This window comes from Bacillus sp. XT-2, assembly GCF_025696525.1.
In the GTDB taxonomy this organism is placed as follows: Bacteria; Bacillota; Bacilli; order Bacillales; family Bacillaceae; genus Bacillus; species Bacillus halotolerans.
Genome location: NZ_JAHVOC010000017.1, coordinates 1 through 14,944, shown reverse-complemented (window position 1 = coordinate 14,944; position 14,944 = coordinate 1). Strand labels below are relative to the sequence as shown.

Here is a 14,944-nt window from a genome sequence, read left to right as displayed (position 1 = left end):
ACTGCCGGCATATTGTAGCCTGTGCCTCCATCCTCCAGCTGCTGGAGCACATACATCCGCTTTTGGGCGGAGGAAACCGGGTAGGTCTCGCGTTTTTCAGCCGGCTTAATGGCTTCATACGGACTTTCCGTTCCTTCGCTGATGACAGAAGCCAAACCTTCTACCGTCGGATGGGCAAACACATCCTTCAGCGGCACTTGGACGCCGAGTTCCTTGGCGATCCGGGAGACAAGCGCGGTGGCTTTTAAGGAATGGCCGCCCCGGTCAAAAAAGTTGTCGTGAATGCCGACAGGTCCGCTTTTCAGCACTTCCTCCCACAGCTGGGAAAGCTTCATCTCTGTCAGGTTTGTCGGCGCTGTGTAGGTTTCCCGATCTGCCGCTCCGTCAGGAGCAGGCAGCGCTTTTCGGTCGAGCTTTCCGCTCGGGGTAACCGGCCATTGTTCCATCTCAATGATATGAGCAGGGATCATGTAGCCCGGAAGCAAAGTATCAAGCTGCTTGCGCACTTCATTTCTGCCGAGTCCTTCCGCATACGCACATAATTCCGCCTCGCCGCTTTCTGTACGAACAGTTACAGCCGCTTCCCGCACGCCTTCAATGCTTCTGAGTGCCGCTTCGATTTCTCCCGGCTCAATACGATAGCCGCGGATTTTCACCTGGTCATCCAGACGGCCGAGGAATTCAACCTGTCCGTCTGGCAGCCAGCGCGCCAAATCACCCGTTTTGTACATGCGTTCACCCGGATAAAATGGATCATCAAGAAAACGTTCTTCTGTTAATTCCGGACGATTCAAGTAGCCTCTGGCGACGCCGGCTCCGGCGATATACAATTCTCCCGCTACGCCGACAGGCTGTACGGCTAAATGAGGATCTAATACATACAGACGCGCGCCAGGCACGGGTTTTCCGATCGGAAGGCGCAAGCGATCCTTGTCCAGCTCAGGATCACACGCGTAAAATGCCGCATCAACGGTTGCTTCTGTCGGCCCGTAGCCGTGAACCAGCGATGTCTCCGGCAGCAAAGAAGCGAAACGGGCTGCCGTATGGGGTGCCAGCGGTTCACCTCCGGCGAATACGCGCTTCAGGCTTCTCGGTGCCTCTATTTCCGCTTGATCCAAAAAGCTGTTCAGCATGGCCGGAATAAAATGGGCCGTTGTAACGCCTTCCTCCCGAATGGCTTTTACCATCAATGCCGGATCTTTCTCCCAGTCGGACGGAAGCAGATAGGCCGAAGCACCTGAAAGCGTCCACCAAAACAGCTGCCAGACAGATGCATCAAAGGAAAAAGACGTTTTCATCATAATGATGTCGTCTTCCTCTAAAGGAAACTGCATCTGCATGCCGGTCAGAAAGGAAACAGCCTGGCGTTGCTCAACGGCGACCCCTTTCGGCCGTCCAGTGGAGCCCGACGTATAGATCACATAGGCGAGAGAATCGCTGTCCGCTTGATGAAGAGAGTGATATTCGGATTCTTCATTCGCAAGAACCGTCATATCCACTTCAAGTGTCTTCTTGGAAAAATCAGGTGCCTTTAATCCCGGCTGCGTCAGCAACAATGCTGCCCCGCTGTCTTTCAGCATATAGCTCAGCCGTTCCTCTGGATATGCAGGATCAAGAGGCACATAAGCTCCGCCTGCCTTTAAAACGGCTAGAACGGCTGTCAGCATGTCCGGCGAACGCTCGCTTAGAACACCGACAATGCTTTCCTTCGTAACACCATGCGCCGTAAGGCGCGCTGCCAGCCTGTTGGCGTACATGTCAAGCTGCGCGTAAGTCAGCGAACCGCCAGAAAAGCGCAAAGCCGTCCGATCCGGCGTCAAAGCCGCCTGACGTTCAAACAGCCCGTGCAGCGTCGGAGCTAACGCTGAAACAGCTCCCGTCGTATTATATTCAGCAACCATTTTCTGTGTTTTGTCTTTATCTAGTAACGTCATCTTTGAAACAGGAAGAGAAGGATCAGAGATGACAGCTGAAATCATATGCTGTAAATAATCTTTTATCTCAGCCATTAAGCCAGGCTCATATAAACCTGTATGAAAATTGATGCGCACGAACAATGTGCGGCCTGGAATCACTTTGACGCTGCATCCATAATTAGTCTCCTCCGCCATCGCAAAGTTTTCCACTGAGAAACCGAACGATCCAGTCTGGTTTAGTCCTTCAATTTCTTGCTGGGTCGGCACGTTTTCAAACACGATAATATGATCAATGAGCTCTTGTTTAAGAGCACTCTGTGCTTGAATGTCATATAGAGGGAAATAACTGTATGCTTCTGCTTCAGTCATTTCCTTTTGTATCCGGCTGACCAGGCCAGAGAAAGAAAGAGCTTTGCTTTGGACCCGGATGGGAATGGTATTGATAAAAAGGCCGACTATATTTTCTACATCCTCCAGCCCAGAGGGCCTGCCTGAGACGACTGATCCGAACACGGCATCGTCACACCGATTGAATTTTTGCAGCAAAATCCCCCACAAAGCTTGGAAAACGGTGTTAAGCGTTGCACCGGATGCTGCTGCGATTTTCTGCAAATCGGACGTTTCTTTTTCAGAGATGGTAAACGTGACCTGCTGTAATTCACCTTCTGATACTTGCTGGTTTCTTTTTGGCAAAGAAGAAGCTTTCTCGAAATGCTGCAGCCGCTTTTTCCAATATGCAGCTGCCTCTTCACGATCCTGCTGCATCAGCCATTTAATATACGTTCCGTACGGCTGAACTGGCTGCAAATATGGAAGCCGCCCTTCTCCCAGCGCTTGATAAATGTGGAGAAAGTCTTTGATGATGATGCCTAAGCACCATCCGTCCATTAAAATATGGTGATGGCTCCAGATGCACACGTAACGCTCAGGCGCCCATTTTAAAACGGATATTCTCATCAGTACATCCGACTGAAGATCAAAGCCCCTTTTTTTATCTTGTTCCTTGAATGCTTCTGTACAATGTTCTTTCTCTCTCTCATTAAGATGAGAAATATCTTCAAAATGAACATGGCAAGGACGGTTTTTAAGCACCACCTGACGAGGTTTGGCTACATTTTTGTAGATAAAAGTCGTTCGAAAGATTTCATACCTGTCAAAAACAGCGTCCATACTTTTCTGGAAACGGTCTAAGTCAAGCTGCCCATTGATTGTAAAAGACGCCTGTTCAAAATAAGCTCTCGACTGTTCATCATACAGCGAATGAAAAAGCATCCCCTCCTGCATAAAAGACAAGGGATATATATCCTGTATTTCGGGTTGCTGCGGCATCAATGAATCTCCTCTCCTATAATTTGTTGACGGCCCCCATAATCTCACTTAAATCCTCCAGCGTTAAATCCTCATCAGTAAAATCAGCGGCACTCCATTCGCGGTTTTCTTTGCCCGCGCAATGCTGAATCATGTTTTCAAGCGCATGTTTAAGATGATCGGCTAATGCTTGTATGGTTTGTTTCTTAAATTGAAGACGGTTATAAATAATGTGCATGTGCAGGCATCCTGATGAAACGGCTCCGCTGATATCTAACACATAAGGCCGCTCCCAATCCGGGCTGATTTCATTCCCTGTCTTAATATCAGAAATCTCAAAAGCTTTTGATTGAACATCCTGATCAAACTGGCCTAAGTAATTAAAGCTGATTTCCGGGTCGCTGTACTCAGAATCCCATATCTTATTGATATATTTCAGCACTCCATAGCCTGCGCCTTTATGCGGTATGCGGTGCAGCATGTCTTTTGTCTGCTTAATGTGTCGCCCTAGCCGCTCACCTTCATCCGTATGGTCAGAATCACTCATATCAAGCCATACAGGATAAATTGAAGTAAACCAGCCTACTGTTCTGTTTATGTCAATATTGTCAAGATAATCTTCTCTGCCGTGGCCCTCCATACTGATTTTGAAATGGTCAAGTCCCGTCCATTCCTGCAAAGCTAGACCTAAAGCAGTCAGAAGGATATCATTCGTTTCCGTGTTGTATGCATTGTTTGCAGCAGTTAACAGCAATTCTGTATCTTCACGAGACAGCTCGAAATCAATTACTTCTGTATCTTTGAATGAGTTCGATGTGATCGAATGATCTTTGGGAATACGCTCAATATGCCGGTCCTCCCGCTCATTCCAATACGCGATTTCACGCTGCAGACGACGGCTTTTTGAATAGTCAGCCAATGTTTGTGCATAAGTGAAATATGAATCCGTTTTTTCCGGCAGTACGATGGGTTTTCCTGAGACTGCCTGTTCGTAAGCAATTGAAAAATCCTCAAATAAAATGCGCCATGAAACGGCATCAATGACTAAGTGATGGATCGTCAGAAACAAATGGTCTCCATCATCGGCTTTAAACAAACCAGCATGAAGCAAAGGGCCAGTCTCCAATCGAATGGTTTGCTGAATTTGGTTTGCCATTTCTTCAATCTGTTTGTGTGCTTCGGCTGACAAGCCCTGTGCATTTCCGGCTGTATTTGAACGATGATCTCTTATATCAAACAGATCGAAGGCATATAGCTCCTCATCCGGAAGATCTGCTCCTCTGTTAACCTGTACAGGCTTGCCATCTTTGTAACGGCATATGATTCTCAGTGCGTCATGATGAGTCACCAAGCTTCTCAGCACATTTCTGAGTGCAATGTCATCAAATCGTTCAGCCCGGTAGAGCATGACAGATTGATTAAAATGATGGGCTTCCAATGATTGTGAAAAAAACCATTGCTGTACAGGTGTCCAAGGCAGCTCGCCTTCGACTGGCGTTTGGTCAATTACGCGTACGGCTTTTCGAACGCGGGCGGACAGTTCACCAAGCGTCTGATGCTCAAACATCTCACGCACTGTCGTTTCATAGCCTCGCTGCTTCAGCCGTGCACACACCTGCAACGCTTTTATTGAATCCCCTCCAAGCTCAAAGAAATTCGCGCTGACACCTATCTCCTCCGCTTCGAGCAGTTCCTCCCAAATGTCAGCCATCGCCTTTTCAATCTCATTTCTAGGGCTGATATCATTCTCAGTTTGAGCGCGCTTATCTGGTTCCGGCAGGGCTTTCTGGTCGAGCTTGCCGTTAACCGTCAGCGGGATGCTGTCAATCTGGATCAAGCGGGCAGGCACCATAAAATCAGGCAGAACGGCTCTCAGGGCAGCCCTGATATCTGCTTCATTTACGACCTGTCCATCTTCCGCAACCAAGTAAGCATATACAGCGGATTGGCCTTGTTCATCATCTCTTGTGATGACAGCAGCCTCTTTGATTATTGGAAGCTGAAGCAGAGACGCCTGGATTTCGCCGAGCTCGATGCGGTGTCCTCTCACCTTTACTTGATCATCAATGCGGCCCATATATTCCAGATCTCCACTTGCCAGACGCTTTGCAAGGTCTCCGGTTCGGTATAATCTGTCTCCCGGAAGATAAGGATTAGGTACAAATCGGGCCGCGGTCAGATCATCTCTGTTCAAATATCCCCGGGCTACCCCTTCTCCGCCAATATACAGCTCTCCTGGAACTCCTGTAGGCTGAAGATTCATATGAGCATCCATCACATAAGCCTGAAGAGTTGCCAGCGGTTTTCCGATATTGCTCTTATTTTTTTCTATATCAGCTGAGGACAATTTCTTATATGTCACATGTACAGTTGTTTCAGTAATGCCGTACATATTGATCAGATCAGTATCAGGGTATTTCTCGTTCCAGGTTACAAGCATGCCGGGCTGTAAAGCTTCTCCGCCGAAAATAACATATCGCACATGTAATCGGTCCGTATGGTTTTCTTCTTCATGAATGAGTCCGTAAAAAGCAGTTGGAGTCTGATTGAGTACTGTGACGCCTTCGTTTTTTAACAATAAGCGGAATGCGTTTGGATCGCGGGCTGTTTCTCTGGAGACAAGAACCAGCGTACTTCCATTCAGCAATGCTCCGAACATTTCCCATACTGAGAAATCAAAGCAATATGAATGAAATAAAGTCCAAACGTCCTCACTGCCAAAATCAAAAGGCAGGTCCTGATGCTTCAATAGACTAATCACATTGCGATGCTCGACAACGACGCCCTTTGGCTGCCCAGTGGTTCCAGATGTATAAATCACATAAGCTGGCTGGTCTGCTAATGTTTCTTGCGCTTTCAAATCAGGCGAAATCAATTCGTTTTCGGCGTCATTCAGGTATAAAATTTGCCCATGGTAATCCGCCGGCTTGTTGTGTCCGTGCTCTGTCAGGAGAATTCTTGCCCCGCTGTCATTCAGCATAAAGCTGATGCGTTCTTGAGGATATTCAGGGTCAATCGGCAAGTATGCCCCTCCGGCCTTTAGAATAGATAAAACGCCAATCACCATATCAGGCGATCGATCAAACAATAAACCGATGATATCCCCGGATCGGACTCCTTGTTTCATCAGCATAGCCGCTGTCCGTTCTGCTTTTTCATTCAGGTCACGATAAGTCATCCGTATATGATCGCATATCACTGCAGTATGTTCGGGATGTTCAGCTGCTTGTTTTTCAAATAGACGAACGATGCTTTCATCTCTTGGATAGTCAGCATACTGACCCATCGTTTCAAGAAGCAATTCGCGCGCTGGAGCAGAAAGCAATTGCATTTCCGAAAGCTTCATATGGATATCAGACGTTATTCCTTTCACCAGCTCAATAAAATGGGAAGCCCATCTTGCAATGGTCTCTTCTTCAAACAGTGCGGTACTGTATTCGAAGCGGCAGCGAATGCCATCGGAATGCTCCTCAGCGTGTAATGTCAAATCGAATTTAGATACATTGTGTGACGGGGTTACAGACGAGATAGACAAACCAGGCACTTCAAACCGGAAATCTTCGCTGTTTTGGAGCACGAGCATCGCGTCAAACAGTGGATTGCGATTTACCTCCCGTTTCGTTTCAAGCTTATTGACGAGCTCTTCAAAAGGATAATCCTGATGCTCGTATGCAGTCAGAGCAAGTTCGCGAATTTCCTGCAAATAAGAGCTGAACGTTTTGCGGCCCTCAGGCTGGCATCGCATAGCTAATGTATTGACAAACATCCCGATAACTCGCTCCAGATCAGCGTGCGGTCTCCCGGCAGCAGGCGAGCCGACAACGATATCCTCCTGCCCGCTCAGTTTGGAAAGCATGATGGAATAGACAGACAGAAGGAGCATATACATCGTCGTTCCCGTTTCAAACATCAAGCGGTGCAGTTCTTCCGCCGTTCTTTTATCAATGTTTACTTCAAATGTTCCGCCGCTGAAATCAGGCAGAAGCGGCCTCGTTTTATCAAGTGGCAAATCCAATACTGGAAGGCTGCCGCCAAGCTGCTTCAGCCAGTAGGCCTCCTGTTTGCTGTAATGCGTTTTCGGAAACTTCTCTTGCTGCCAAACCGCAAAATCCTTATAATGCAGGTTTAAAGCTGGAAGCTCTTTTCCGCAATAAAGATCAGTGAATTCTTGGACGAGTGTACTCATAGAGATTCCGTCAGCAATGATGTGATGCATATCAAGCAACAAATAGGCTCTTTCTTTTTCGAGAGATATCAAGCTTGCTCTAAAAAGCGGTCCCGCGGTAAGATCAAACGGTTTGATAAAGGACGAGATCACAGACTGCAGCATTTGCTCTGATTCAATTTCAAGCTCTTTCAGATCAGCTGCCAGCGCCGGATGAATCTTTTGCACTGGCTCTCCGTTGTTCAGTTCAAATGCCGTACGCAATGATTCATGCCGATTCACAAGCTCTGTGAGTACTTTTCTCAATCTCCCGCGATCCAAATGTCCTCGCAGTTCCAGTACCGCCGGCATGTTGTAGCCTGTGCTGTCATCTGCCAACTGGTAAAGAGCGTATAATCTTTTTTGCGAGAAAGACAGCGGATAAACATCTCTAAAATCCGCAGGTTCAATCTGCGTAAAAGCATGCTCACGTAAACTCATCAGTTTGGCTGCCATACTTTCCACGGTCGGATAAGAAAAAACGTCACTGAGCGGCAGCTCGATATTCAGCCGTTTATGTATTCTTGATACGAGTGTGGCTGCTTTTAAGGACTGTCCGCCTAATTGAAAGAAATCATCGCGTATACCGATTTGATTTTTGTTCAGCACCTCTTCCCAAATGCGTGCCAGTTCAGTTTCCATTAAGGTTTGTGGCGGCATGTACGTTAAGCTAGTAGTGTTTTCTGGTTCCGGAAGTGCGGAACGGTCGAGCTTCCCGCTGGATGTTAACGGCATTTGAGTGATTTTGATGATGCTTGCGGGAATCATATAGGACGGCAATGTACCGGCAAGATGCTGGTGCAGATTCGGAAGGCCGTTTCCTTTTTCCGGAACGATATAAGCAACGAGTTCCTTTTCCTCATCAGAAACATCACGGGCCAGCACTGCAGCTTCCTTCACTCCAGATGCTTGCCGAAGAACAGTTTCAATCTCACTTAATTCAATGCGATATCCCCTGATTTTTACCTGATCATCAAAACGTCCAATATATTCAATCGTGCCATCAGGCAGGAAGCGCCCTGCATCTCCGGTTCGATATAAGCGTTCCCCTTTGAGGAATGGATGGTCTGTGAATGCTTTCTCTGTTAGCTCTGTGCGCTTATAGTACCCTTGTGCGAGACCCGCGCCGGAAATACACAGTTCACCCGCCGCGCCTATCGGCTGCAGTTGCTCTCCTTGTAAAATATATACTTTTGTATTGGCGATCGGGTGTCCGATCGTGATTCTCTCTTCTTCGTTTAGATGACGAAGGATTGTTGTTGCCACGCTGTTTTCTGTCGGTCCATATTCATTTGCAAGTTCAGCGGAGGGACAAATCTTTCTGCTAGTCTCAAGCAGGTCAGGAGTCACTGCCTCGCCCGCAAATGTCACGATACGAAGACTTTGTGCATCTTCAGCAGTCAGCACTTCTAATAACACCCGGTACAAGGAAGGAACAATAAGCATATGACTAACCTTGTATTGAGCTATTTTCCGTCTAAGGGCGAGCACGTCCTTCGCTTCGTTATCTGTTGTCAGCAGCACGCATGCGCCGGACAGAAGCGGAGTAAACAAGCTCGTCACGCAGCCGTCGAAAACATAGGAAAACAGATGAAGTGCTGTATCCCCTTCGCTCATGCCGTACTCTTCCCGTCTCCACTGCAAGGTATTTGCAATTCCTTGATGGTCAACGAGCACTCCTTTTGGCCGTCCTGTCGTTCCTGACGTATAGATCAGGTAGGCAAGCTCACCAATCGATGCATCAGGAGAGTCCGTTCTGTAATGTGTTGTATGTCCTGATGTCACAATTCTGCCTTTATAGCCTGACGGGATGGATGAAATAAGTTCTTCTTCTGTCAGTAAGAGAGCTGCTTGACTGTCATGCAGCAGAAAAGAAAGCCGCTCTTTCGGATAACTTGGATCAAGAGGCAGATAAGCGCCTCCGGCTTTCCAAATTCCAAGCAGGGCAGCAGCCATGTCCATTGACCGTTCCATCATCACAGCGACAATCCCGCCAGATCCAGCTCCCTTTTCTATCAGGGCGTGTGCAATCTGATTGGCTCTTTCATCTAATTGCCGATATGTCCGGCACTCATCTCCCATTCTCAAAGCAGCCGCGTCAGGTGTTTTGAGAGCCTGTTCCTCAAACAATTGGGATAGCGTTTTGCTTGGATAATGGCGCTCCGTTTCGTTAAACGATTGAATGAGCTTACGTTCTTCAGGAGGCACAATGTTGATGCTGTCGACAGCAATATCGGGATTTGACAAAATACAATCCATTGCCTGCATGAGGTGCCCCTGAATCCGAAGCACCTCTTCACGTTCATAAACGGCGGCATTGTAGCTGAATTTAATATAAAATGATTCACCTGGAACGATGACAACATTAAGGTCATAGCTGGTTTGTTCTGACATAGAAATGTCATCTAGCTTCAATGCGTTTTCGTCATTTTCGCTTTGCCTATTGACTGCCTGCTGAAGCTGTACAGGATAATTTTCAAAGACAAGAATATGATCGATCAATCCTTGCTTCAAAGCACTGCGGTTTTGAATCTCATAAAGCGGATAATAACCATGCTGCTCAGAACGTAAAGTATCCTCCTGCACGGATTTGACAAGCGTAGAAAATGCCATTTTCTCTGCAGATCGAATACGCACCGGAACAGTGTTAATAAACAAGCCGACCATTGACTCGATCCCGTCAATCGCTGACGGACGTCCGGAAACAACAGAGCCGAAGACCGCGTCATCCGTACCGTTGTAACGATGGAGAAGAACACCCCATAGACTCATAAATAAAGTGTTTAATGTAACTCCCCAATTTTGGGCAGCTGCTGTCAATTTCTGAACGATAGCCGGCTCTAAAGAAAAACGGATATTTGCGGCTTCATATTCCCCATTCGCTGAGCGGCTTTTTAGTTTAGGAATAGAAGCGGTATTGCCGTACTCCTGCAGGTAATCTCTCCAGTATGCAGCGGTTTCTTCTTTATCTTGTTCTCCGAGCCATTCAATATAACGGCTGTACGGCACCGTGCTGCCGAGCTGTACAGGCCTGTTATTTTTAAGTGAGTTATACATGCTGAAGAATTCTTTGAGGATGATGCCCAGGCACCAGCCATCCATGATGATATGGTGATGCGTCCAGACACATGTATATGTGCTGTCTCCTCTATCAAAAAGCGTGAGCCGCATTAACGGATCTTTTTGCAAGTGAAACCCTTTTTCCCGGTCCTGCTGCATAAAGTCTTCTATCAGAGCAAGCTGCTCATCATGTTTCAGGTGAGAAAGATCTTCCCTTTGTACGGTCAATTCACGGTTTGTCAGCACAACTTGCTGCGGCCCAGTGAGGTCTGGAACCTCCTTAAGGAATATGGTTCTGAAAATATCGTATCGGGAAACAAGAAGATTTAAGCTCTTTTGAAACGAATCGATACACAGGCTGCCTGTAATGGTAAACGAGGTTTGTTCCACATAGGCTTTAGAGCTGAAATCAAGCAGTGAATGAAACAGCATCCCTTCCTGCATGTACGATAACGGATAAATATCTTGGATCTGCGTTGCTTGCGTCATCAATTCCACACACCTTTTCCAAAAGTTAAAGATCTTTAACGAGATTTTCGATGCTAGATAATGCGGATGGCGTTAGTTCTTTGTTGCTGAAATCGCTCAGCGTTTTTTCTCGTTCTTTTTTCTTTGTACAATGCTCAATGATCTCGATAAGATGACTGTGAAAGCTGTCCATCAAACACTGAATTGTGTTTTCGCGGAACACCCGGGTGTATACTGCTTTGACTTGCAGGCGTCCGTCTGTTATCAAAGCATTAATATCGAGCTCGTACTCTCTTTCTCTCTCCCCCGCTATTTCGTAACGAGGCTGATAAGAAGACAGTTGAAACAAATCAGAACCCTCACCTTCGCTGAATTGTCCAAGATAATTGAAGCTGATCTCAGGCTCTTTATGCTGTATGGCTCCCTTTTGTACTAATAAGCCGTAGCCCGTTCCCTTGTGTGGCACTCTTCTCAGCCTGTCCTTTGTCGCTTTGATTCTGTAACCGAGCTGATCTTCAGATGAATGCGGTGCACTCATGTCCAGAAGGATAGGATATATAGAAGTGAACCAACCTACTGTTCGTGAAATATCAATATTCGGAACATGTCCTTCTCTTCCATGGCCCTCAGCGCTGATCACAATTTGTTCGTGTCCGCTCCATTCATAAAGCGCCATTCCTAAAGCAGTCAGCAAAAGTTCGTTGGCATCAGTACCATAGGCTTGCTGCGTTTCAAACAGCAGTTTTTTAGTCCAGTCACTGGCTAATACAAACGCAGCTGTTTCAGCACTGCTTTGATGCCTGTCCGACTCAGCTATGTCCTTAGGCAGAAAAACATTATGGGCATCTAAAATCGTTTGCCAATATGTTATTTCTGATAACAATTGCCGGCTCCCGGCTATCTGTGCCAGACCGCTGGCATATGATAAATAAGAATCGCTTTTCGGCGGCAGTTTGATCTCTGTTTGCTCCAAAGACTGTTGGTAGGCTGCAGCTAAATCTTCAAGCAGAATCCTCCAAGAAACGCCATCTACAGCGAGATGGTGGATCGTAATCAGCAAATGGTCTCCCTCTGTCGTTTTAAACAATCCTGCTTGCAGCAAAGGTCCTTCTTTTACATTCATATTGCTTTGAATCACGATTTCCTCAGCGGCAAATTTTTCTTCCAAGAGTGTGCCTTTTGCCTGTTCCTTTGTCCAATCCGCTAGATGAAATCCGAACAGTTCATTTTCAGTAATCTGAATACCGCGATTGTACTGAACGACACGCCCGGTATGATCCTGTGTAAACACCATGCGAAGCGCGTCATGATGCTCAGTCAATTTGCGCAGCGCTTGGCGAAGCGCGTCAGCATGAAACCCCTTTTCGCTGAAAAGCATGACCGATTGGTTGTAATGATCACGAAAAGCATGACGCTGATCGAAAAATTTGCTCTGAATCGGTGTGAGATCCGCTTCACCTTCGATAGGCCTCTGTTCTGCCTGAGATATCAATGGAGTGATGTGGCTGCTCAGCTCATGAACTGTTGGATAACGGAATAAATCTTGTATAGTCATGCTCCAGCCTTCAGCTGCCAGCCGGGCGGACACTTGCAGTGCTTTAATAGAGTCTCCTCCAAGCTCAAAAAAGGAGTCGTGAATGCCAACTCGAGACACGCTCAGCACGTCCTCCCAAATCTGCGCTGTCATTCCCTGCAATTCGTTGACCGGTGCAGTATACGGCCGCGAGAAAGCTTCATTTGGTACCGGTAAGGCTTTTCTGTCCAGCTTCCCGTTTAATGTCAGCGGCATAGTTTCCAAAGGAATGATATGCGCAGGGATCATATATGCCGGCAGCATTTTCGATAAAGCACCGCGGAGAACCGTTGTATCGGCATCTGAAGGCAGAATATACGCTGCCAAACGAGCCTGTCCATTCGTATCACTTTGAACCGCTACAACCGCTTCATTGACAAGTCCGGTTTGGAGAAGCACACTTTCAATTTCTTCTGTTTCGATCCTGTACCCGTTTATTTTTACTTGATGATCTATCCGGCCAAGAAGCCTGAGAGTGCCGTTTGGAAGCCAGCAAGCCAGATCCCCTGTTCTGTAGAGTCTTTCTCCGGATACAAATGGATTTTTTGTAAATTTCTTTTCCGTTAATTCAAATTTTCCGTGATAGCCCTTGGCAACGCCGGCTCCGCCGATACAAAGCTCGCCGGCAATACCGATCGGCTGTATTTGGTCAGTCTGGCTGAGTACATACAGTTTTACATTGGGAAGCGGGATGCCGATCGGTACGCTGTCTCCCGAATACTCTTCACCCATATTCATTTCATAGTAACTTGAATCAATCGTGGCCTCTGTGACCCCGTAACTATTGATTAAGCGCATTTTGTTTCCGAAACGGTCCGCCAATGTTTTGAAATCATGGGCTTTCACCATATCCGAACCAAGAATAAGGATGTCTAAGTCAGGAAGACTGAGCTTGTTGCGGTAAACATATTCCATAAATGGGACAATGAGTGCCGGTGTTGACTCCATGATCGTGATACGCTGGCGGTTCATCAATGCATATAATTCAGCAGGCTCAAGCCTTGTTTCATCAGGGCATATGACTAGAGTCCCTCCGTTGGCCAATGTTCTCGCCAAGTCTCCTGAAAAGACATCAAAGGAAAAACTCGCCATTTGAAGCAGCCTGACAGGCATTTGATCGAGCTGATATATGCTGCGCCATGCAAGAACAGCATGAGCAAAGTTGCGGTGCGTAACGATAACGCCTTTAGGCGCACCGGTTGTTCCTGACGTATAAATGATGTATGCCGAGTCCTCCGGGGCAGGAGATGAAGCAAGGTTGCATCTTTTTGCTTCATAGAAACTTTCATCATCAAGACAGATGCGAGAAATATCACCTATATCTGAGCCTGCAATCAAATGCTTTACTTCATTCTGTAAAAGAAGAATTTCAGCCCCGCTGTCTTTGAGAAGATATTCAATCCGGGCTTTTGGGTAATGAGAATCTATCGGAATATACACGCCGCCGGCTTTCATAACGGCTAAAATACCAACAATAGCATCAATGGATCGCTCCGCTAAAACAGCAACGATTGGCTGCGTCTCTTTTCCTTTTTCTTGCAGTGTGCGCGCCAGACGATTGGCTTTTTCGTTGAGATGGCGATAGCTGATCTGTTTTTCACCGTCCATAACAGCAATATGCTCCGGTGTCTCTTCAGCCCTCTTTTCAAACATGCGATGAAAAACGATATCAGTTTGAGAACATTCAACATGGGTTTTGTTGAGTTCTATCAAAATCTTTTGTTTTTCTTTTTCGCTGAGTATATTCACTTGTGAGAGAGTTGTATTAGGATCTGACGTGGCAGCACGCAAAAATTCGGTAAAATGAGCCGTCCAGCGTTCAATTGTCGTTCTCATAAATACGTCGGTACTAAATTCCATGTCACATTTGATGACTCCATCTGATTCAACCGCAATCAACGTCATGTCAAATACAGAAATTTGATGAATGACATTTGCAGGCCGTGCTTTTATGTCTCCAAGATTAATGTCTTGTTTGTCCATATTTTGAAGAATAAACATCGCATCAAACACTGGATTTCGGCTCATATCCCTTGTCACGCCGAGCTTATCGACAAGCTCTTCGAACGGATAATCCTGATGTTCGTAAGCTTCCAATGCGGTCTCACGCACTTCCTGCAAAAATTGCGCAAATGGCTTCCCGCCCTCCGGGCGTGCCCGAAGCGCCAGGGTGTTGACGAACATTCCAAGTATCGGCTCAAGATCTTTGTGAGGACGTCCGGCAATTGGTGACCCGACGATGATGTCTTCCTGTCCGCTTAAGCGCGACAATAACGCTGTGTAAGCTGCCAGGAGCACCATGTACAGGGTGCTTCCGTTCTCGCGTGCGAGCTTGTGAAGCCCGGCTGTGAGTTCTTGATCGAGCGTAAATGAGACTTGATCACCCGCGAAGCTTCGCACCGGCGGCCGGGCGTA

Annotated in this window: 1 protein-coding gene and 2 pseudogenes; all 3 read right to left on the bottom strand. The window is 46.9% G+C overall.

The features are described from left to right. Positions 1–3,245 (bottom strand): annotated as a pseudogene (fenE, locus tag KXD37_RS23995) (fengycin non-ribosomal peptide synthetase FenE); the annotation flags it as partial. A gap of 16 nt (positions 3,246–3,261) precedes the next feature. Then, entirely contained in the window at positions 3,262–10,977 is a 7,716-nt protein-coding gene (gene fenD, locus KXD37_RS23990) for a fengycin non-ribosomal peptide synthetase FenD (RefSeq protein WP_263463805.1), read from the bottom strand. Positions 10,978–11,002: 25 nt separating this feature from the next. Continuing rightward, positions 11,003–14,944 (bottom strand): annotated as a pseudogene (gene fenC / locus KXD37_RS23985) (fengycin non-ribosomal peptide synthetase FenC); the annotation flags it as partial.